Here is a 20,042-nt window from a genome sequence, read left to right as displayed (position 1 = left end):
CTCCTCACCTCTCCCCATGGGCGAGGTGGTCCGAGTCACTTTCGCGAGATCAACCCAGCCGCTTGATCGCAATGACCTCGCTGCCGGCCTGCTTGATCCGCGCAATTGCCGGTTGGATCGCCTCGATCACCGTCGCCATGTGATGCGCGTTGGCGTGGACCATGGTGCTGCCATCGCGCACGATCGCGACATGGCCCTTCCAGAAAATCAGGTCGCCGCGTTGCAGCTTGGTCCTCTCATGCGGCTCCAGGGTTCGTCCGAGACCCGCCAATTGCATGTCGCTGTCGCGCGGGCAGCCGATGCCGGCGGCAGTGAGTGAAACCTGGACCAGCCCCGAGCAATCGATGCCGAATGAGCTCTTCCCGCCCCAGAGGTAGGGCGTGCCGACGAAGCGCTCGGCGACGGCGACCAAATCCGGCTCGCGGTGGTCGAGAGCGACGAGGTGCGTCTTCGGGAGATAGTGTCCCTCGCGGGTGATTGCGAAGGAGCCGTCCTCGCGCGTTACCGCGACTTTTGACCCCATCACGAGCGTGTCGGATGGCGGCAGCTTGATCGACGGGCCCGGAAAGGCAAAGGTCCGGAGCGCACTGACCTTGTTTGTCGGCGCAGCCGCGGGCTTGGCGAGCGTCGCATCGGGAACCCAGCCGACATAACCGTCACTTACGAGCTGGCCCCAGGCCCAGCCTTCGCCGTTGCGATCGTAGATCGTGACGCGCTCGCCGCGCAGCGCCTCGGTCATCAGCATCGCGCTCGACGACGGCTGCTCGCGCAGCGGCGCGATTGCCTCGACCACCTCGAATTCTTCGCCGGTGACGAAGCGCTCGGCCTGCACCTTGCCTTCGAGATATTTCGCGGCGATGTCGCCGCGTGCCGGCGTCACCCGAGGGTCATGCATAGCGTTCGCTCAAAAGTGCGAAGAGAGCGCGCGCGGCCTGGCATTCGCCGCCCTCGGGTCGCGCGGGTTTTGCCGATGGCGTCCAGGCGTAGATGTCGACATGCAGCCAGCTCTTCGCCTGCTCGACGAAACGCTGCAGGAACAGCGCGCAGGTGATCGAGCCGGCGAAGGCTCCGGATGGCGCGTTGGTGATGTTGGCCGTCTTGGAGTCCAGCCAGGAATCGTAAGCCGGCCATAGCGGCATGCGCCACAACGGATCGTTCTCCTTGACGGCGCAGCGCGCGACGTCGGCGGCAAGCGTCTCATCATTGGTGTAAAAGGGCGGTAAATCCGGGCCCAGCGCAACGCGTGCCGCACCGGTCAGCGTGCCCAGATCGATCAGCAGATCGGGCTTCTCCTCGTCCGCCAGCGCCAGCGCGTCGGCCAGCACCAGCCGGCCTTCCGCGTCGGTGTTCCCGATCTCGACCGTGATCCCCTTGCGCGAGGGGAAGATGTCGAGCGGCCGGAAGGCATTGCCGGCGACCGCGTTCTCCACGGCGGGGATCAGCACGCGCAGCCGCACCTTGAGCTTGGCACCCATCACCATGCGCGCGAGCGCCAGCACGTTGGCCGCACCGCCCATGTCCTTCTTCATGATGAGCATTCCGCTCGACGGCTTGATATCGAGCCCGCCGGTGTCGAAGCAGACGCCCTTGCCGACCAGAGTGACCTTTGGATGCGCAGGGTTGCCCCAGGTGATGTCGATCAGACGCGGCGCGCGGGTCGAAGCCATGCCGACGGCATGGATGAGCGGAAAATTCTGCGCCCTCAATTCGTCGCCGACGATGCAGCCAAAGCTCGCGCCGAATTCGGCGGCGAGCGCCTGCGCCGCCGCAGCGAGCTCGACAGGCCCCATGTCGTTGGCAGGCGTGTTGACGAGATCGCGTGCCAGACACGCCGCATCGGCGATCCCAGTAATTTCGGCGGCGTCGACCCCATCGGGCGGCACCAGCCTGACCTCGGGCGCATCCGCTTTGCGGTAGCGGGCAAAGCGATAGCTGCCGAGTGCAAAGGCGAGGGTGGCGAGGCGCGTATCGTGCGGCGCATTGGCGAAGCGATAGGTGCCGGCAGGCAGCAGCCCCGGCAGGCTGCCTGGCCGGAACAGGTCGCGTGATCTTGCGGCCTCGTCCTCGAGGCCGAACAAGACCCCTGCGACTGCGCCATCCGGCGCCGGCAACGCGAGATAGGCGCCCGGCTTTCCGGCAAAGCCGTTGGCCGCGGCGAACTGCCGTTGCGGCGGCACCAGCGTCTCGGCGACCCGGTCCCAGCTCGATTTGGTAACGAAGGTGATGGGAATGGCGGCAGACGACGTCTCGAATACGGAAGGCATTGGCGGGTCCGGCCCAAGCTGGTTCAGATGATGACAAGAGACTTCGCAGAGTTTCGCGGCACCCGCAATCGGCTTTGCCGCCCTCGGCGCGCCCGCGAGCTGCTACTCGCCTCGCCGTCACCATGCTAGGTTCCACCAAAACTCGTCTGTGGCGTCGGTGCCGCGGATCAAGGGCAAGTCCAAGACAAGCCGTGCCGGGAGGGAATGCAATGGAATTTCTGTGGAGCGTGGTCGCGTTTTTCGGCCAGGCCGTCGAGGCGGTCTTCGCCTATGTCGAACACCATCACTGGATCTTCGCATTCCTCGCCGGCGGCTACATTTTCTATCTCCATGACCGCGCAGTCCATGCGCGTTTCGACGCGCTCGACAAGCGCATCGATGAAGTGAGGAAGCGCCTCGCCATGGAGTACTGAGCCGCTCCGCGCAAGACCGTTGAGGGTCGACCTCGCTCTCGGTGGCATGCCCGCCGGCCGTGCGGCGCTCCGCCCTGGGGGCGGCAGGCCCGTGTTAACCGGCCGTTAGGGTTAACAGTCTATTGCTGGCGTGTTCGGCTCGATCAATCGGCTCGAGAGTCAAAGCGTCATGCGTCAGCGGTTCAGTGTTGCCCGGCTTCTTGCATCCAGCTCGCTGGTGGCGGTCATCGCTGCGGGCCTCGGCGGCTGTACGGCGATGTCTAAGATTTCCGACATCACGGGCTCGGTGTCGCCGCGCACGGAAACCGCAGTGCCCGCAGATCCTGTCCGCGCCGCCGACGTCTATGGCGAGCGCTACCGCGCCAATCCGAAGGATCCCGACGCCGCGCTTGCCTTTGGCCAGGCGCTGCGCGCCAACGGCCAGCGGGCGCAGGCCGCCGCCGTGCTGGAGCAGGCAACCATCGCCCATCCCGGCAATAAGCCGCTTCTGGCGCTCTATGGCCGCGCGCTCGCCGACAACGGCAATTTTCAGCAGGCCTTCGACGTGCTGTCGAAGGCGCACTCGCCCGACAACCCGGACTGGCGCCTGCTCTCCGTGCAGGGCACCTGCCTCGACCAGATGGGCAAGCACGAGGAAGCGCGCCGCTACTATGTCAGCGCACTGAAGATCACGCCCGGCGATCCAGGCGTCCTGTCCAATCTCGGCCTTTCCTACATGCTCACGAAGGAGTTGCCGCGGGCGGAAGAGACGCTCCGGCAGGCCTATGCCTCGCCACGCGCCAGCGCGCGGGTACGGCAGAATCTTGCGCTGGTGGTCGGCCTGCAGGGACGCTTCGCGGAGGCCGAGAGCATCGTCAAGGCCGACCTGCCGCCGGACGAAGCCGCGGCCAACGTCGCCTACCTCAAGGAAATGCTGAACCGCAACGACGCGCCGCACAACGCGGCAAAGCGCATGCCGGTCGCTTCCCTCAGCCAATCGGAATAGCCGGCTAGAACAGGACGAGTTTCCGGCGCGAGTCGGAGGTGCAGTTCACCCCTCCTCGCTGGGGAGAGGTGAACCTCGGCAACTGCTTGCGTTTGATCTCACTCAACGCGTGTTGGACGGCGCGAGCGATCAATGCAGCTCGGAGACCTTGATGCCGGTCGGTCCGAGAATGACGACGAACAGCACCGGCAGGAAGAACAGGATCATCGGCACGGTCAGCTTTGGCGGCAGCGCGGCGGCCTTCTTCTCGGCCTCGTTCATGCGCATGTCGCGGTTTTCCTGTGCCATCACGCGCAAGGAATGTCCGAGCGGGGTACCGTAGCGCTCCGCCTGCTGAAGCGCGAGACAGACCGATTTGACGCCTTCGAGGCCGGTGCGCCGCGCCAGGTTCTCATAGGCTACTTTGCGGTCCTGCAAGTAGGACAGCTCGGCCGTGGTCAGCGTGAATTCCTCCGACAGCGCGATCGACTGGCCGACGATCTCGGTCGCGACTTTGCGGAATGCCATCTCGACCGACATGCCGGACTCGATGCAGATCAGCAGCAGGTCGAGCGCGTCGGGAAAGGCGCGCTTGATCGAGAGCTGGCGTTTGGAGATCGCGTTGCGCAGGAACAGCATCGGCGCCTGGAGACCAAGATAGGCGGCGCCGACGCAGATACCGACCTTGATCGGCAGCGACTGCTGCATATGCGCGATCAGGAACACGTAGAGCATGGAGCCGACGAACAGCACGAGCGGTGTCACCATGCGGGCGAACAGGAAAGTGATGTAGGGCGCCTGGCCACGATAGCCTGCCATCACGAGCTTATCGCGCGCGGCTTCCTGCGCCAGCCATTTGGTGAGGTTGAAGTCGTCGACCACCCTGGAGACGAGTTGCTTCGGCGTCTGGCGCAGCGAAACCTTCTCTGTCTTGGCGAGCCGATCGCGCTCGCGCTGCCGGATGCGCTCGCGCTCGCTTGCCACCGCCTTCATGCGCTTGGCAAGGCCTTCGCCGGCGAACAGCGGCATCACCAGCGTGTAGACGGTGGCGCTGGCGGCGATTGCCGCCAGCAGCATCGTCATGAAATGAACGTCGTGCAGTTTCGTGACGAGGAGATCGACCATACGCGCACCGTCAGAAGTCGAAGTTGATCATTTTCTTCATCACCAGGATGCCCATCGACATCCAGACGACGCAGCCGACCAGCATGAGCTGGCCGGTGGGGTGGGTCCACAGCAGCGAGATGTATTGCGGGGTCGTGAGATAGACCAGGAACATCACGATCGGCGGCAGCGAGCCGATGATGCCGGCGGAGGCCTTGGCCTCCATCGACATCGCCTGGATCTTTTCCTTCATCTTCTTGCGGTCACGCAGCACCTTCGAGAGGTTGCCGAGGGCCTCGGAGAGGTTGCCGCCGGACTTCTGCTGGATCGAGACGACGATGCCGAAGAAGTTCGCTTCCGGCAGCGGCATGCGCTCATAGAGACGCGCGCAGGCCTCACCCAGCGGCATGCCGATGGCCTGGGTCTCGATGATCGCCAAGAACTCGCTGCGCAGCGGCTCCGGCGAATCGGCAGCGACGACCTTGATCGATTCGAACAGCGGCAGGCCGGCCTTGATGCCGCGGACGATGACATCGACCGCATCCGGGAGCGCCGCCAGGAACTTGTTCTCGCGGCGCTTCTTCAGGAAGCTCAGCATCCAGCGCGGTAGGCCCAAGCCGCCGGCGAAGGCAAGGCCCGCGGCCCCCAGCAGTCCGCCGCCGACGAACATGACGACGAAGAAGAACGCGCCGCCGAGCGCGGCGGAGACGATCCAGAATTTCTGCGACGTCCAGTCCAGTCCGGCCTGCGACAGCCGCACGCTGAGTGGAACGCTCTTTTCCTTCAGACGACGCTGTTCGAGATCCTTGAGCGTGGTCTCGACCTGCTCGCGGCGCGAGCGCTGGCTTTTCTCGGCCTGCCGTGTCGCGACCGGCTCGGCGCGCGCGACGGAGGCGCGGCGGCTCTCCGCCTTTCGCTCGCCTGATAACAGCGGATAGAGGAAAACCCAGGCGATGCCGCCGACGGCGGCGGTGGCGAGAAAGGCGAGGGCGAGGACCTGTATCTTCATGGTGCGTTACCGCTCACGTCTTCGCCGCCACTTCCGCCGCATCGAGCGCGGCGGCAAGGCGCTTCTCCTCGCCGTAGTAGCGGGCGCGCTCCCAGAAGCGGGGCCGACCGATGCCGGTCGAGCGATGCCGTCCGATGATCTTGCCGTTGGCGTCCTCACCCACGAGGTCATAGAGGAAGATGTCCTGGGTGATGATGGTGTCGCCCTCCATGCCCATCACCTCGGTGATGTGGGTGATGCGGCGCGAACCGTCGCGCAGGCGGGCGGCCTGGATGATGACGTCGATGGAGGCGCAGATCATCTCGCGGATGGTGCGCGAGGGCAGGGAGAAGCCGCCCATCGTGATCATGGATTCGCAGCGCGACAGCGCCTCGCGCGGATTGTTGGCATGCAGCGTGCCCATCGAGCCGTCATGGCCGGTGTTCATGGCCTGCAACAGGTCGAAGGCCTCGGGTCCGCGGACCTCGCCGACGATGATGCGTTCGGGGCGCATACGCAGGCAGTTGCGCACCAATTCGCGCATCGTGACCTGGCCTTCACCCTCGATGTTGGGCGGTCGGGTTTCGAGCCGCACCACGTGAGGCTGCTGGAGCTGCAGTTCGGCCGCGTCCTCGCAGGTGATGACGCGCTCGTCGTGCTCGATGTAGTTGGTCATGCAGTTGAGCAGCGTCGTCTTGCCCGAACCGGTACCGCCGGAGATCAGCACGTTGCAACGGCAACGGCCGATGATCTGGAGGATCTCGGCGCCTTCGGGGGTGATCGCGCCGAACTTGACGAGCTGATCCAGCGTCAGCTTGTCCTTCCTGAACTTGCGGATGGTCAGCGCGGGGCCATCGATCGACAACGGCGGCACGATGGCGTTGACGCGGGAGCCGTCGGCGAGACGGGCGTCGCAGATCGGCGAGGATTCGTCGACGCGCCGGCCGACCTGGCTGACGATGCGCTGGCAGATGTTGAGGAGCTGCTGGTTGTCGCGGAAGCGGATGCCGGTGCGCTGGATCTTGCCACCGACTTCGATGAACACCGTGTTGGCACCGTTGACCATGATGTCGGCGATGTCGTCGCGCGACAGTAGCGGCTCGAGCGGGCCATAGCCGAGCACGTCGTTGCAGATGTCGTCGAGCAGCTCCTCCTGCTCGGCGATCGACATCACGATGTTCTTGATCGCGATGATCTCGTTGACGATGTCGCGGATTTCCTCGCGCGCGGATTCGGAGTCGAGCTTGGCGAGCTGGGCGAGGTCGATCGCCTCGATCAGGGCGCCGAAGATCGTCGCCTTGACCTCGTAGTAATTGTCCGAGCGGCGGCTCTCCATCGGCGGGGGCGGGGGAGCCTTGATCGGCGCCAGCGGCGGCGAGGCGATGGCCGGGGGCGGCGGCGCGCGGGAAACACTCGGCGCCGGGGCCTGGGCAGGCTCTGGCGACACGGCGCCGGGCTTGGGGGCCCGAAGGTCGGTGTCTGTTCCGCTACGCTTACCGAACACTTAACAACTCCATGCGGCGGCTATTTTCCGCGCAACTTCTCAATCAGGGGTGAAAGGAACGACGACTTTTGCTTCTTGGTCTCGCTGCGGCCGGTCAGGCGCTGGGCGATCTGGAGGAACATGTCGATCGACTTATGGTTGGCCGAGATTTCCGCGATCATCTGGCCGTTATTGGCCGCGGAGCCGAAAGTCTGGGGCTCGAACGGGATCGAGGCGATCGGCTGGCTCTCGATCGCCTTGGCGAACTCGGTGGCGGCGATTTCGGGCCGCTTGGGGACGCCGACCTGGTTCAGGCAGTAGAGCGGCGGCCGGTCGTTCGGCCGAGCCGCCTTCAAGAGGTCGAACAGGTTCTTGGTGTTGCGCAGGTTCGCAAGGTCGGGTGCGGCCACGATCAGGATGTCGTCCGCCCCGATCAGGGCGCGCTTGGTCCAGCCCGTCCATTGGTGCGGGATGTCGAGCACGATGCAGGGCATGGTCGAGCGCAGCGTGTCGAACACGGCGTCAAAGGCGTCGGTGCCGAAATCATAGACCCGGTCGAGCGTCGCCGGCGCGGCCAACAGGCTCAGATGGTCGGTGCATTTCGACAACAGACGGTCGACGAAGGCCGTATCGACGCGGTCCGGCGAGAACACGGCGTCCGCGATGCCCTGCGGCGGATCCTGGTTGTAGTCGAGCCCGGCGGTGCCGAAGGCGAGGTCGAGATCGGCGACCACCGCGTCCATGGCGAGGTCGCGCGCGATCGCCCAGGCGACGTTGTGGCTGATGGTGGAGGCGCCGACGCCGCCCTTGGCGCCGACGACTGCAATGATGCGGCCGACCGCCTTGGCTTCCGGCGCAGAGAACAGATTGCAGATCGATCGCACCACGTCGATCGGGCCAACCGGTGCCAGCACATAGTCGCTGACGCCGCGGCGCACGAGCTCGCGATAGAGCATGACGTCGTTGATGCGGCCGATCACGACGACGCGGGTGCCGGCATCGCAGACCGTCGCGAGCTGGTCGAGGCCGCCGAGCAGGTCAGCCCGCCCGTCGCTCTCCAGGACGATCACGTTCGGTGTGGGCGCGGAGCGATAGGCTTCGGCTGCAGCCGCGATGCCGCCCATCTGGATCTTCAGGTGAGCCTTGCCGAGGCGGCGGTCCTCGCCGGCCGATTGCACGGCGGCGGCGGTTTCCACGGTCTCGCAGAACGCCTGGACCGAGACGCGTGGGGCAGGTGCAATATGCTCTTCTGCCGGCGGCGGCGCGCCCTGCGGCTGTTCGTCTTGAGTCTGGCGAGCGTAGCTGATCATTTGCCGGTGTCGCTGAGTTTGGCCTTGTCGGCCTCGGGATAGGTGGTCGACGTCGTCTGACCCTTGCGATATTTCTCGAAGGCGACATTGCGGCGCATCGTGTAGGCCGGCGTTTCAGGCCGCGGCTGCTCGAGATCCGACGGATTGTCGATCATTGCAGCCATATTGCGCTGATAGCTGCAGCCGAAATTGTAATAAGACTTGTTCTCGAACCATCGCGGGTTCTTGATGGAGGGGCCGACATCTTCAGGCCATAGCCCGCAGGGACCCGCGACCGCGGCAATCCTGGAATAGGTCAGGCGGATCGGCGGCAGGAAGCGCTGGTCTTCGGGGCGATAGCGGCGCACGATGACGCCGCGCGGCGGCACGCCGGCGGCAGCCAGCATTGCCTGAATTTCCCGCAGCGAATCCGCAGCCGGGCGCGCATTGGGCGTGTCGGTCGGCACGTCGATATGAATCGCGCCGGTGCCTTCATGCGTCCAGGTCGATGCCAGGCCCATGACGTCGGCGCGCTGGGCTGCGGTCAGGCCGCCGCGCGCGTGACCGACGAAGACGACGATGGAGCGGTTCTGCTCCTCGATCGCGATCGGGTGGCGCTGCTTGTAATCCTCGGGAATGGAGGCGGTGACGGCTTCGTCGGTATGGGTGCAGGCGCCGAGCGCAATCGCGATGCCGACGAGCGCGCCGCTGACGCGCAGGGCACTGTTGCGATTCTGGGGTGGTCTGGTGGTCATTCTCGAAGTCCCCGTTCCGCCTCAGTCGGTGATGAAGCCGTAGGTGCCGCGATAATTCCGTGCGGGATCGACCCGGCCCGGAACGCCGTAGATGCGGTTGATGTTGCCGAGCAGCTCGGCCTGTGGATCGGAAGGCGCGGCAAAGCCGTCATCCGGACGCGACAGGTCCTTCTGCGCGACGGCGCGTACGATATAGGGCGTCACCAGAACCATCAGCTCGGTCTGGTTGTTGACGTAGTCGCGGCTGCGGAACAGCGTGCCGAGCACCGGGAGCTGCATCAGCCCGGGCAATCCACTGACCGCCTGCTTGGTCTGCTCCTGGATGAGGCCTGCCATCGCCATCGCGCCGCCGGACGGAATTTCCAGCGTGGTCTCCGCTCGCCGGGTCCTGATCGAGGGCACCGTCAGCGAGTTCGTCGTGCTCGATGAGACCGCCTGCGACAGCGTGATCGAGTTGTCGTTGGAGAGCTCCGAGACCTCGGTCATGACGCGCAGGCTGATCTTGCCTTCGGTCAGCACCACCGGGGTGAAGTTGAGCGAGATGCCGAACTTCTTGAAGCTGATCTGGTTGGTACAGACGTGCGTTGTCGGATCGCAGGCATAGCCCGCCGGCACGGGGAATTCACCACCGGCGATGAAGGTCGCCGACTCGCCCGAGATCGCGGTCAGGTTCGGCTCGGCCAGCGTGCGGATCACGCCCGCGGTTTCCATCGCGCGCAGCGTCGCCTGCACGGAGGGGGTCGAGCCGAACGACGTGTTCAGGCTATTACCGGACACCAGGTTGCGGCCCAGGGCCGTGAACGGATTGGAGTTGGTGAAGTTCACGACCGCGGTGCCGTAAGCGAGATTGGCGGAGAGGTCGATGCCGAGCTGCTTGACGATGTTGCGCGCAACTTCGGCGACCGTCACCTTCAGCATGACCTGGTCGCGGCCGCGGACCACGATGGAGTTCACCACCTTGTCGGCGCCGCCGGCAAGGCGGACGGCAAGGTCGTTGGCCTGCTGCGCCTCGATCGGATTTGCCGCGGTGCCGGTCAGAATGACGCCCTCGGCGAGACCGTCGATCTGGATGTCGGAGTTGGGGGCGACCTGCTTCAGCGCCGCGCGGATGCCGTTGAGGTCGCGCTTGACGGCGATGTCATAGGCCGCGATCTGCTGGCCGGCGGAATCGAAGAACACGATGTTGGTCTGGCCGACGGCGGCGCCGATGATATAGGCGCGCTGCGCCGAGCGGACCACCGCGTTGGCGATCTTGGGATCGGCGACCAGCACGTCCTTGATATCGCGCGGCAGGTCGATCACGATCGACTTGCCAACGCCGAGCGACAGGAAGCGCGCGTTCATCTGGCCGTCGGCCGCGATCGGTGCCGCGTTGCGATAGTCGGCGGCGATGACCGGGGTGAGCGCCGGATTGAGCGTCAGTGCCAGTGCGGCTGAAAACGACAGGGCGCGAACCATGCTGGTCCGCAACGCCGCCCGATTGCCCCTGCATTTCATATCGAAGGCCCCCATCGTCACTTCTGTGCGGTCATCTGGCTCGGAATGCCGAAGCGAATGACCGAGACGGTCTCGCCGCGCCTGCGCGCCGGCTCGTCCTCGTTCTCGTTCTTGGCGTTGATGTCGGCGATGCTGCGCAGCGCCAGCGACAGCGTGCCGGTCTGGCGCGCGCGTGCCAGCGTTTCGGTCTGCTCCGGCTTTAGTTCGAGCGTCACGGTCTTGCCGACGACGCTGTTCTGGCCGTCCTTCTCCTTCGGCGCCTGGTCGATCGCCAGAACACGGATGTTGGACAGGAGGATCTCGGAATTGACGACGTCACCGCCCGCGCTGGCGCCGGCATTCTTGTCGCGCCGGGTGAGCAGCACGTCGACGCGGTCATTGGGCAGAATGAAGCCGCCGGCGCCGGTCTCTGCCGAGATTTCGGTGGAGACGGCGCGCATGCCGCTCGGCAGGATCGCAGCCATGAAGCCGGACCCCTCGGCCTTCACCAGCTTCTGCTCGCGGATCGGCTCGCCCTGGATGAAGGGCGCGCGGGCGATCGAGCCCGTGATCTGGGTGGTGGCGTCGGGACGTTCGTTGCGGCGGATGAAGACAGCGCTGGCGGTCGCCGTCGGCCAGGTCTGCCACTGCATGTCTTCGGGCTTGACGGTTTGACCGAGGCCGATGTCGGACTTGGCCACCAGGACGTCGACGGTCGGAAGCTGAGCAACCGGCGCGGCCGGGGGCGGCGACGGGCTGTCGGACCCGCTCGCCAGGTACGCGGCGATGCCGCCGGCACCGATAGCGACCGTCAGGACGACAATGCGTGCGGTATTCATTACGCTTCACTTTCCACAAGACGCCGCGACGCTGCCGCCGCCGTGATGGCAGTTGACCAGCTAAACGTCAAAGCATGGTTAATGAGGCGTATCTAAATCGGCTTAACGCCGGGTTTATCCGGTGCGTTCAGCGCAGCGCGAGGTGAGCGAGATCAATCGCTTTCACCCATTCCGTCTCCGGATAGACCATCAGCGCGCCGATCGCGAGCGCGATGCCGTAGGGGATGTCGCCTTCCTTGGCGTGCAGCCGCGCGAGCCAGGCCTGTCCGGCAAGTCCGTAAGGCAACGGCCATTGCCGGAACTGGAGCAGCAGCAAGGTCAGCGCGCCGCCGAACAGCGAGGCGTAGAGCAGGAAGTTCATCAGATGGGTAAAGCCGAACCAAAGCGCGACGGAGGCTGCGACTTTCGCGTCGCCGCCGCCGATCCAGCCCATGGCAAAGCAGGAGAATGTGATGACCAGCATCAGGGCACCGGCGCCGACATGGGTCAGCATGTCGTAAGGCGCCATGCCGCCTATGAGCGCAAGGACGAAGAAGCCGGCGACCAGCGCCAGCGACACTCGGTTCGAGATGGTCATCGTGAGCAGGTCGCTCGCGGCGGCGAAGGCCACCAGGGCCGGGAAGAGCAGAAGGCGCGCGAGGTCGAGGATCATGATCTGCTTCTTCAGGGAGCGCTGGCCGGCGCGGGATCGGAGCTCGCGGTATTCTAGTCGTCAGTGTTAAACAAACCTGAAACGGGGTACTGCGGAGATCACCAGATGCTGGCGATCCGGGCCGCGAGCGCGACCAGCGCGAGCAACAGCGCAAGGCAGACCCAATAGGTCGGCGCCTCGCTTTGCGCGGAAGCTGCCGTCTCGAACACGGCATCGGTTCTGGTCTTATGCACCGCCACTGGAACTCGAGGCTTTCCGGAAAGACAAAGCCCCGGACGTATCCGGGGCTTCCTGCAACACGTCGGACGCTTACTTCAGCGAGCTGCTGATCGAGCCGAACTTGGAGTTCAGCGAGGTGCCGAGGTTGTTGACGACGGTGATGATCGCGAGCGCAATGCCGGCGGCGATCAGGCCGTACTCGATGGCAGTGGCGCCGGATTCATCCTTCACGAAACGCGCAATCAGGTTCTTCATGAGCAAAAACTCCATGTGGGTGTGGGGTGGCCTCGTTCGGCGCAAATTCCAAGTGTTGCGAGGATGAGAGCCGAGCCGTTGCGGTACGGTTAACCTGATCACGGAAACTCGATTCTGGCGTGATGCTTTTCACCAGAGTCAATTTCGTCTTAAGGCGCGCATTCGAAATTCGAAGCATTTGCGGTCCGCGGGAACAAAGACCGCCAATATGCAGAGCGGCTTCACGCTCCCTTAAATTTCGAAGCGTAGGCGTAAAGCCGATACAGATGAGAGATGAGACGCCGATGTCGAGCCTGCCCATGGACGTCGCCTTGATGCTCGGCGAAACCATCGCAAAGGTCATTCCCGTTACTGCGGCGCTCGCGGTGGTCTTCACCGTGCTCGAGCATTTCTGGGCCTGTAATCCCGGCGTGCCCTGGTGGCGCAAGCGCGAGATCGTCACCGATATCTGCTACTGGTTCTTCGTGCCGGTGTTCGCCCGCACGATGCGGATCGGGCTCTTGATCGTCGCCGCCGGAGTCGTCTTCAACATCCACGATCCCGACGAGCTGATCGCCTTCTACGACAACGGTCACGGCCCGCTGTCGGAGCTGCCGCTATGGGCTCAGGCGGCGGTGTTCCTCGTCCTGTCGGATTTCATGCTGTACTGGCTGCATCGGCTGTTTCACGGTGGCGGATTCTGGAAGTACCACGCGATCCATCATTCCTCGGAGGAGCTGGGCTGGATCTCGGCGGCGCGTTTCCATCCGGTGAATCTGGTGCTCGGCACGATCGGCGTCGACGTCGTGCTGCTCACCGTCGGCATCTCGCCGAACGTGATGATCTGGCTCGGGCCGTTCACCACCTTCCATTCCGCCTTCGTGCACGCCAATCTCAACTGGACGCTCGGACCGTTCAAATATGTGCTGGCGACCCCGGTGTTTCACCGCTGGCACCACACCTCGCTCGAGCAGGGCGGCAATACCAATTTTGCAGGCACCTTCCCGCTCTGGGACATCCTGTTCGGGACCTTCCGGATGCCGGCGAACGAGCTGCCGCAGGACTATGGCAAGGACGAAGCGGGAATGCCGAGCGAGATCGGCGGCCAGCTCGCCTATCCGTTCCGGCGCTAACGCGCGATGAGATAGGGCCGGGTTAGCGCAAAGAGTGCAGCGCATTTCCATCACGACGGTTTTTGCCCGATCGCATCAGGCTTTAACCCTCGCGTTTGCGGAACGTTCATGAATTGAGGTCAGTTTAGCCGGGTCGGGCGCCGGCTCCGCCTCGTATCGCTTTAGCCGGCCAGGTCAGGTCCCGGGGTAGAGTATGCGTAAAGAGTTTCTGCGCCGTCACGCGCGTGTTTGTGTCCTGGTTGCGGCCGCCGTGCTGGCATTGCCGGCAGCCGGTCTTGCCGAATCCACCAGCGACGCCATCGCCGTCAATGTCGACCAGGCAAAGCTCGTGAAGCTGCCTGGAAAGGTCGCGACCATCGTGGTTGGCAATCCCCTGATCGCAGACGTCACGCTCCAGCCGGGCGGCATGATCGTGGTGACCGGCAAGGGCTACGGCGCCACCAATTTCATCGCGCTGGACCGCGGTGGGGAGATCCTCGTCGATCGGCAAATCCAGGTCGAAGGACCGAGCGACCGGCTCGTCACCGTCTATCGCGGCATCGAGCGCGAGTCCTATAGCTGCATGCCGATCTGCCAGCGCCGCGTGACGCTCGGCGACAGCGATGCCTATTTCAACAACACGATCGGCCAGGCCGGTACGCTGAGCAACTCCGCCAGCGGCAATGCCAGTTCGGCGGCCAAGACCAACTAAGCCGCCGGCCGCGGCCTGGTTGCCGCGCTCCGCAGGACCCGAAACGCGCAAGGTATCCTTGACGGACATCTTGACCGCCTGAAACGGGCTAGTCGTTCGTTTCATGTGAGAGGCAGAGTCTCACTGCCGCCACAGGGTCTTTCTCAATGCCGTCGCCCGCCGCCCGGACGTTTTCGTTGCGCAGCCAGCTCCAGCGCTTGCGCCGCAACCGCCGCGGCTCCGCGGCGGTCGAGTTCGCGCTGGTCGCGCCGATCTTCTTCGCGCTGCTGTTCGCGATCATCGAGACCGCGATCATGTTCTTCGCAAGTCAGGTGCTCGAGACGGTCACGCAGGATGCCGCGCGCTCGGTTCTGACGGGCCAGGCGCAGAGCGGCTCGGTGTCGGCCTGTGCGGTCTCCGGTGTGGCGGCGGCCTGCACACAGACGACGTTCAAGAGCTACGTCTGCACCCAGATCCCGGCGCTGTTCTTCGATTGCAGCAGCCTCTACGTCGACGTCTCGAGCTATTCGTCGTTCTCGGCAGTCACGCTGCCGAGCCACATCGATTCGGCCGGCAATTTCGATACGAACATGGGCTACAGCGCCGGGAGCGCCGGCGACATCGTGGTCGTCCGGCTGTTCTACCAGTGGCCGCTCTTCGTCACCGGGCTGGGCTACAACATCTCGAATCTCGCGGGCAACAAGCGCCTGCTGGTCGCGACGGCCGCCTTCAAGAACGAACCCTACTCCAATTGACGCCAACGGATCCGAGCGGAACCATGCGGGCGATTGCGAAAATCCGGCGAAACGCCGCCTCCTCCGCGCGCGATTTCGGCGCCGACAGCCGCGCGCTGGCGGCGACGGAGTTCGCGGTGGTGGTGCCGCTGATGCTGGTGCTGTTCTTCGGCGCCGTCGAGTTTTCGTCAGCTATCGCGATCGACCGCAAGGTCACGATGATGGCGCGCACGCTGTCCGACCTGACCTCGCAATCGACGTCGGTCGGCGACACCGACATGACCAACTTCTTCGCGGCGTCCTACGGCATCATGACACCGTACTACAACAGCTCGTTCACCTCGACGACGATCAGCGAGCTCTACGTCGATCCCACAACCAAGGTGGCGCGCGTGCAATGGAGCAAGGGTTCCTTGGTGCGATCGCAGGCCTCGGTGGTGAGCATCCCTTCGACGCTCGCGATCGGCGGCACCTATCTGATCTTCAGCGAGGTCAGCTACGTCTACACGCCGACGATCGGCTACGCGCTCAAGAACGCGATCACGCTGAGCGATGTCGCCTATGCGCGCCCGCGTCAATCGACTTGCGTCTATTACAGCCCGTCGACGAGCTGCACGACCTACTGAGCGTCTCCAATCTTCGGACATGAAAAAAGGCCGCGCACAACGCACGGCCTTTTCGTTTGCTCAAATCCGCCTGGAGCGGGCCGGCCTTAGCCAGCGGAGCGAAGATTGTCGGCTGCCGACTTGCCCGACCGACGATCGGCAACGATCTCGTAGGAGATCTTCTGGCCTTCGCGCAGCGTGCCGAGGCCAGCACGTTCCACGGCGCTGATGTGCACGAACACGTCCTTGCCGCCGTCGTCGGGCTGGATGAAGCCAAAACCCTTGGTCGCGTTAAACCACTTCACGGTTCCCATGCTCATGGGGGTAGTCCCTTCTCAGATACATAGTGTCGATGCCCGCTTTCGCGGACGGGTTAGATCGAATTTCTGGAAGGGTCGTCAGCGTGTCTGAACCGGCTGTACCGGTGGATGCTAATGTCGTCCGGCCGAAAATCGATTAATTCATTTTATTGGAAAGGGGTTTTCAAAACAATCCTGACGTGCACGATTTTTTGATCCGCCGCCCGGGCGGGCGGCAGATCGCATCAGACCAGAATCTTAATTCCGTATCGCGGCACTGCCGCGAGCCTTAGCGGCGACGGAACTGTCCGCCGCGTTGCGCTCCGCCCCGCGGCGGGCCGCCGGTCGGACCCGGACGCTCGTCCTTGTGGCGGAAAATCAGCCGTCCCTTCTCCAGATCGTAGGGCGACATCTCCACCGTCACGCGGTCGCCCGCGAGCGTCTTGATGCGGTTCTTCTTCATCTTGCCGGCAGTGTAGGCGACGATCTCGTGCCCGGCGTCGAGCTGCACGCGGTAGCGCGCGTCGGGGAGGATTTCGGTGACCAGTCCTTCGAACTGGATCAGCTCTTCCTTAGCCATGAATTTCTCCAGGTCGTGGGACGGCTAGTTACTGCGAAAAGGGTTTGCGGTTGGGCCGACCGTTCGGACGACTCTCGCGGCGTAAAAACGCAACGCCTTGTATCCCATCAGACTGGCCGGCGCCATGCGCGGGACGCTGTTCCGACCGATCGTTTGATGACGAATTCATCTTACCACCGGAACGGCGGCGGCGAGACCCCTTTGAAGCCTTGTGACCGTCGCCGGGCCTGCCATCCACATGGCGTGCGTCGCCATGTCGTCCATCGCCATGCCGCGCGCCCTGCGGGCGTGGACCGGGGCGGCCCGGACGATGCTGCTTTGCGGGAGCAGACGGCGCATGCGCCGTCTCGCGGCCGGCGTCGGTGCGATGATCCTCGCGCGGGAGCGCCACGCGGATCAGGCGCTCGATGTCGCGGAGATAGCTGAGTTCCTCGCCGCCTGCGACCAGTGAGATTGCGGTGCCGTCTGCGCCGGCCCGCGCGGTGCGGCCGATCCGGTGGACGTAGGTCTCCGGCACGTTTGGCAGGTCGAAATTGATGACGTGGCTGATCCCGTCGACATCGATGCCGCGAGCGGCAATGTCGGTCGCCACCAGCGTGCGGATCTCACCCGAGCGGAACTGGGCCAGCGTTCGCTCGCGATGGTTCTGCGACTTGTTGCCGTGGATGGCATTGGAGGCGATACCGGCTTTGGCCAGCGTCTTCACGACTTTGTCGGCGCCGTGCTTGGTGCGGGTGAAAACCAGCGCGCGGTCGATCGGCTCGTCCTTCAGGAGCTTGGTCAGGAATGCGGGCTTGGCGGAGAAATCCACCTGGATGATCCGCTGGCGGATGCGTTCCGCCGTCGAGGACACCGGGGTGACGGCGACGCGCGCGGGGTCGCGTAGCATGGAGTCGGCGAGCTCGGCGATGTCCTTCGGCATGGTGGCCGAGAAGAACAGCGTCTGGCGCTTGATCGGCAGCTTGGCGACGATTTTGCGGATGTCGTTGATGAAGCCCATGTCGAGCATGCGGTCGGCTTCGTCGAGCACGAGGAATTCGACGCTCGAAAGCTTCAGTCCGTTGCTTTGCACGAGGTCGAGCAGGCGGCCAGGGGTAGCCACCAGTACCTCGAGACCAGGCATCAGCGCGCGCACCTGGCGGCCCATCGGCACGCCGCCGATGGCGAGTGTCGAGGTCAGGCGGATGTGGCGGCCATAGGCGTTGAAGCTGTCGAGGATCTGGCCGGACAGCTCGCGGGTGGGCGAGAGCACGAGCACTCGGCAGGTCTTGGGCTGCGGCTTGACACGGTTGTCCAGCAGGCGATGCAGGATCGGTAGCGCGAAGGATGCGGTCTTGCCGGTGCCGGTCTGGGCAATGCCGACGACGTCCCGGCCGGTCAATGCCAGGGGGATGGTCTGGGCCTGAATGGGGGTCGGCGTGACGTAGTTTTCTTCTTTGAGGGCGCGCGAAATGGGATCGGCCAGGCCGAAGTCCTGAAAGGAAGTCAAAAGAGGTTCTTTCCAATGTCAAAAGCGAACGCCCACGCTGTTTCCGCGTGGCGCGCGCAAGGGTGTCGAGAAGACACCTGCGTGTTTGGGGTGTCGGATTGCTTGATGAGAGGGGCAAGCCAGAGGCCCAAACGGGCTTAAGAACACGCGGCTTGCTACGACCCGTTGATCATTCGGATGATTCGGGTCTCAGGCCCTCATATGAAGCATCCCGGTGGCGCTTTCAAGACGGCGCGGCCGCAGCCTGGCGTTGCGGTGCACGAATAGTTATGCCGGAAATTTAGACAGCGGTCGATTATTGATCAAAAAACAGACTGTCTGCCGCTTAAGCATACATTTTTCATGCCCAATATTTGGGCGGGTCAAGTGTGGCAAATCCTTGGTTCCGGCAAATTTATTGTGCTAAATCAATAGCTTAGCTGTCTCATGGCCCATGGCACGGTTCTTGCGATTCCGTTAATCGCAGACGGCCGTGGGGCCGTCTCGCAGCGTTTTCACGTCTGCGTCAGGGAGATGATACCTCATGCTTACTAAATCCACTCACGATATAGCGGCGTCATTTAGCCGCCGCGGCTTGCTCGCCGCGACCGCCGGACTGATGCTGGGTCTGGCTTCCTTTACCGGCGCAAAGGCCGCAGACGACACCATTAAGGTCGGCGTGCTGCATTCTCTCTCAGGCACCATGGCCATCAGCGAGACCACGCTGAAAGATACCATCCTCTTCCTGATCGACGAGCAGAACAAGAAGGGCGGCGTGCTCGGCAAGAAGCTCGAGGCCGTCGTCGTCGATCCCGCTTCGAACTGGCCGCTGTTCGCCGAGAAGGCGCGCGAGCTGATCACCAAGGACAAGGTTGCCGTCGTGTTCGGCTGCTGGACCTCGGTGTCGCGCAAGTCGGTGCTCCCGGTCTTCAAGGAGCTTAACAACATCCTGTTCTACCCCGTGCAGTACGAGGGTGAGGAGAGCGAGCGCAACGTGTTCTACACGGGTGCCGCGCCGAACCAGCAGGCGATCCCCGCCGTCGACTACCTGATGAAGGAAGAGAAGGTGAAGCGCTGGGTGCTCGCGGGCACCGACTACGTCTATCCGCGTACCACCAACAAGATCCTGGAAGCCTACCTGAAGTCGAAGGGTGTCGCCCAGGAAGACATCATGATCAACTACACGCCGTTCGGTCACTCCGACTGGCAGACGATCGTGGCCGACATCAAGAAGTTCGGCTCGGCCGGCAAGAAGACCGCAGTGGTCTCGACCATCAACGGCGACGCCAACGTTCCCTTCTACAAGGAGCTCGGCAACCAGGGCATCAAGGCCAAGGACATCCCGGTGGTCGCGTTCTCGGTGGGTGAGGAAGAGCTCGCCGGCATCGACACCAAGCCGCTGGTCGGCCATCTCGCCGCCTGGAACTACTTCGAGTCGATCAAGACTCCGGCGAACGAGAAGTTCATCAAGGAGTGGCAGGCCTACACCAAGAACCCGAAGCGCACCACCAACGACCCGATGGAAGCGCACGTGATCGGCTTCAACATGTGGGTGAAGGCGGTCGAGAAGGTGAAGTCGACCGATCCGGACAAGGTGATCGATGCGCTTCCCGGCATCGAGGCGCCGAACCTCACCGGTGGCACCTCCAAGATGCTGCCGAACCACCACATCACCAAGCCGGTGTTCATCGGCGAGATCAAGGGCAACGGCCAGTTCGATGTGGTCTGGAAGACGCCGAGCCTCGTTCCGGGAGACGCCTGGTCGAAGGAGCTCGACGGCTCCAAGGACCTGATCGGCGACTGGGTCGAGAAGAAGTGCGGCAACTACAACGTCAAGACCAACAAGTGCCTCGGTTCGGGCTCCTGATCCAGG

General features: G+C 64.0%; 22 protein-coding genes. 7 read left to right on the top strand and 15 right to left on the bottom strand.

What is annotated here, in order from left to right; translation table 11 throughout:
* Positions 1 to 49: 49 nt before the first annotated feature.
* Both SO140_RS16365 and SO140_RS16360 read right to left on the bottom strand, forming a co-directional pair.
* Positions 50 to 895 carry a C40 family peptidase gene (locus tag SO140_RS16365; protein ID WP_474801812.1) on the bottom strand — a complete coding sequence of 282 codons (846 nt, stop codon included), beginning with the start codon at positions 893 to 895 and terminating at the stop codon, positions 50 to 52.
* Positions 888 to 2,264 carry a leucyl aminopeptidase family protein gene (locus tag SO140_RS16360; protein ID WP_474801810.1) on the bottom strand — a complete coding sequence of 459 codons (1,377 nt, stop codon included), beginning with the start codon at positions 2,262 to 2,264 and terminating at the stop codon, positions 888 to 890. Before SO140_RS16360 ends, SO140_RS16365 begins: the two co-directional genes overlap by 8 nt.
* 209 nt (positions 2,265 to 2,473) lie before the next feature.
* Here SO140_RS16360 and SO140_RS16355 point away from each other — a divergent pair, with 209 nt between their 5' ends.
* Positions 2,474 to 2,677 (top strand): hypothetical protein, encoded by a 204-nt coding sequence (locus SO140_RS16355; RefSeq protein WP_449382711.1) that lies wholly within the window; start codon positions 2,474 to 2,476, stop codon positions 2,675 to 2,677.
* A 169-nt stretch (positions 2,678 to 2,846) separates the two neighbouring features.
* Positions 2,847 to 3,662 (top strand): tetratricopeptide repeat protein, encoded by an 816-nt coding sequence (locus SO140_RS16350; RefSeq protein ID WP_474801808.1) that lies wholly within the window; start codon positions 2,847 to 2,849, stop codon positions 3,660 to 3,662.
* A 129-nt stretch (positions 3,663 to 3,791) separates the two neighbouring features.
* Here the strand turns inward: SO140_RS16350 and SO140_RS16345 are convergent, their stop codons facing one another.
* The 10 genes from SO140_RS16345 to SO140_RS16300 all read right to left on the bottom strand — a co-directional run bounded on the left by SO140_RS16345 (position 3,792) and on the right by SO140_RS16300 (position 12,701).
* Positions 3,792 to 4,766 (bottom strand): type II secretion system F family protein, encoded by a 975-nt coding sequence (locus SO140_RS16345; RefSeq protein ID WP_449382709.1) that lies wholly within the window; start codon positions 4,764 to 4,766, stop codon positions 3,792 to 3,794.
* A 10-nt stretch (positions 4,767 to 4,776) separates the two neighbouring features.
* On the bottom strand, positions 4,777 to 5,754 hold the full coding sequence (locus tag SO140_RS16340; RefSeq protein WP_449382708.1) for a type II secretion system F family protein: 978 nt from the start codon (positions 5,752 to 5,754) through the stop codon (positions 4,777 to 4,779).
* Positions 5,755 to 5,767: 13 nt separating this feature from the next.
* Positions 5,768 to 7,237, bottom strand: a complete 1,470-nt coding sequence (locus tag SO140_RS16335; RefSeq protein ID WP_449382707.1) for a TadA family conjugal transfer-associated ATPase — start codon at positions 7,235 to 7,237, stop codon at positions 5,768 to 5,770.
* Between the two features lie 20 nt (positions 7,238 to 7,257).
* Positions 7,258 to 8,526 carry a CpaE/TadZ family protein gene (locus tag SO140_RS16330; RefSeq protein WP_449382706.1) on the bottom strand — a complete coding sequence of 423 codons (1,269 nt, stop codon included), beginning with the start codon at positions 8,524 to 8,526 and terminating at the stop codon, positions 7,258 to 7,260.
* Positions 8,523 to 9,260: a CpaD family pilus assembly protein gene (locus SO140_RS16325; protein ID WP_449382705.1), complete on the bottom strand. Its 738-nt coding sequence runs from the start codon at positions 9,258 to 9,260 to the stop codon at positions 8,523 to 8,525. The genes SO140_RS16330 and SO140_RS16325 overlap by 4 nt, the downstream gene beginning before the upstream one ends.
* A gap of 21 nt (positions 9,261 to 9,281) precedes the next feature.
* Entirely contained in the window at positions 9,282 to 10,757 is a 1,476-nt protein-coding gene (locus SO140_RS16320) for a type II and III secretion system protein family protein (RefSeq protein ID WP_449382720.1), read from the bottom strand.
* A gap of 17 nt (positions 10,758 to 10,774) precedes the next feature.
* A complete protein-coding gene (cpaB, locus tag SO140_RS16315) occupies positions 10,775 to 11,575 on the bottom strand; it encodes a Flp pilus assembly protein CpaB (protein ID WP_474801528.1) in 801 nt (266 codons plus the stop codon).
* Positions 11,576 to 11,702: 127 nt separating this feature from the next.
* Positions 11,703 to 12,227 carry an A24 family peptidase gene (locus SO140_RS16310; protein ID WP_449382703.1) on the bottom strand — a complete coding sequence of 175 codons (525 nt, stop codon included), beginning with the start codon at positions 12,225 to 12,227 and terminating at the stop codon, positions 11,703 to 11,705.
* Positions 12,228 to 12,325: 98 nt separating this feature from the next.
* On the bottom strand, positions 12,326 to 12,460 hold the full coding sequence (locus tag SO140_RS16305; protein ID WP_449382721.1) for a hypothetical protein: 135 nt from the start codon (positions 12,458 to 12,460) through the stop codon (positions 12,326 to 12,328).
* 76 nt (positions 12,461 to 12,536) lie between these two features.
* Entirely contained in the window at positions 12,537 to 12,701 is a 165-nt protein-coding gene (locus SO140_RS16300) for a Flp family type IVb pilin (protein ID WP_027521689.1), read from the bottom strand.
* 284 nt (positions 12,702 to 12,985) lie between these two features.
* On the opposite strand from SO140_RS16300, the gene SO140_RS16295 reads away from it, so the two are divergent.
* From SO140_RS16295 to SO140_RS16280, 4 genes are all read left to right on the top strand, one after another.
* Complete coding sequence (locus SO140_RS16295; protein ID WP_449382702.1) at positions 12,986 to 13,813, top strand: sterol desaturase family protein; 828 nt, start codon at positions 12,986 to 12,988, stop codon at positions 13,811 to 13,813.
* Between the two features lie 193 nt (positions 13,814 to 14,006).
* On the top strand, positions 14,007 to 14,504 hold the full coding sequence (locus SO140_RS16290) for a pilus assembly protein N-terminal domain-containing protein (RefSeq protein ID WP_449382701.1): 498 nt from the start codon (positions 14,007 to 14,009) through the stop codon (positions 14,502 to 14,504).
* 146 nt (positions 14,505 to 14,650) lie between these two features.
* The gene (locus SO140_RS16285; protein ID WP_474801524.1) at positions 14,651 to 15,238 is read left to right on the top strand and encodes a TadE family protein; all 588 of its coding nucleotides are present in this window, start codon (positions 14,651 to 14,653) and stop codon (positions 15,236 to 15,238) included.
* 23 nt (positions 15,239 to 15,261) lie between these two features.
* Positions 15,262 to 15,843 carry a TadE/TadG family type IV pilus assembly protein gene (locus SO140_RS16280; protein WP_474801522.1) on the top strand — a complete coding sequence of 194 codons (582 nt, stop codon included), beginning with the start codon at positions 15,262 to 15,264 and terminating at the stop codon, positions 15,841 to 15,843.
* Positions 15,844 to 15,929: 86 nt separating this feature from the next.
* On the opposite strand, the gene SO140_RS16275 is transcribed toward SO140_RS16280, so the two are convergent.
* The 3 genes from SO140_RS16275 to SO140_RS16265 form a co-directional block, all read right to left on the bottom strand.
* The gene (locus SO140_RS16275) at positions 15,930 to 16,142 is read right to left on the bottom strand and encodes a cold-shock protein (RefSeq protein WP_011084262.1); all 213 of its coding nucleotides are present in this window, start codon (positions 16,140 to 16,142) and stop codon (positions 15,930 to 15,932) included.
* 268 nt (positions 16,143 to 16,410) lie between these two features.
* Positions 16,411 to 16,701, bottom strand: a complete 291-nt coding sequence (gene infA, locus SO140_RS16270; RefSeq protein ID WP_027521693.1) for a translation initiation factor IF-1 — start codon at positions 16,699 to 16,701, stop codon at positions 16,411 to 16,413.
* A gap of 28 nt (positions 16,702 to 16,729) precedes the next feature.
* Positions 16,730 to 18,190, bottom strand: coding sequence for a DEAD/DEAH box helicase (locus tag SO140_RS16265; protein WP_474801515.1), 1,461 nt, complete (start codon positions 18,188 to 18,190; stop codon positions 16,730 to 16,732).
* 523 nt (positions 18,191 to 18,713) lie between these two features.
* On the opposite strand from SO140_RS16265, the gene urtA reads away from it, so the two are divergent.
* The gene (gene urtA / locus SO140_RS16260) at positions 18,714 to 20,036 is read left to right on the top strand and encodes an urea ABC transporter substrate-binding protein (protein WP_449382697.1); all 1,323 of its coding nucleotides are present in this window, start codon (positions 18,714 to 18,716) and stop codon (positions 20,034 to 20,036) included.
* The last annotated feature ends 6 nt before the right edge of the window (positions 20,037 to 20,042 follow it).

This window comes from Bradyrhizobium sp. UFLA05-108, assembly GCF_059803455.1.
Note: the sequence above shows the minus strand (reverse complement) of the source record. Positions and strands in the feature narration are given on the sequence as shown.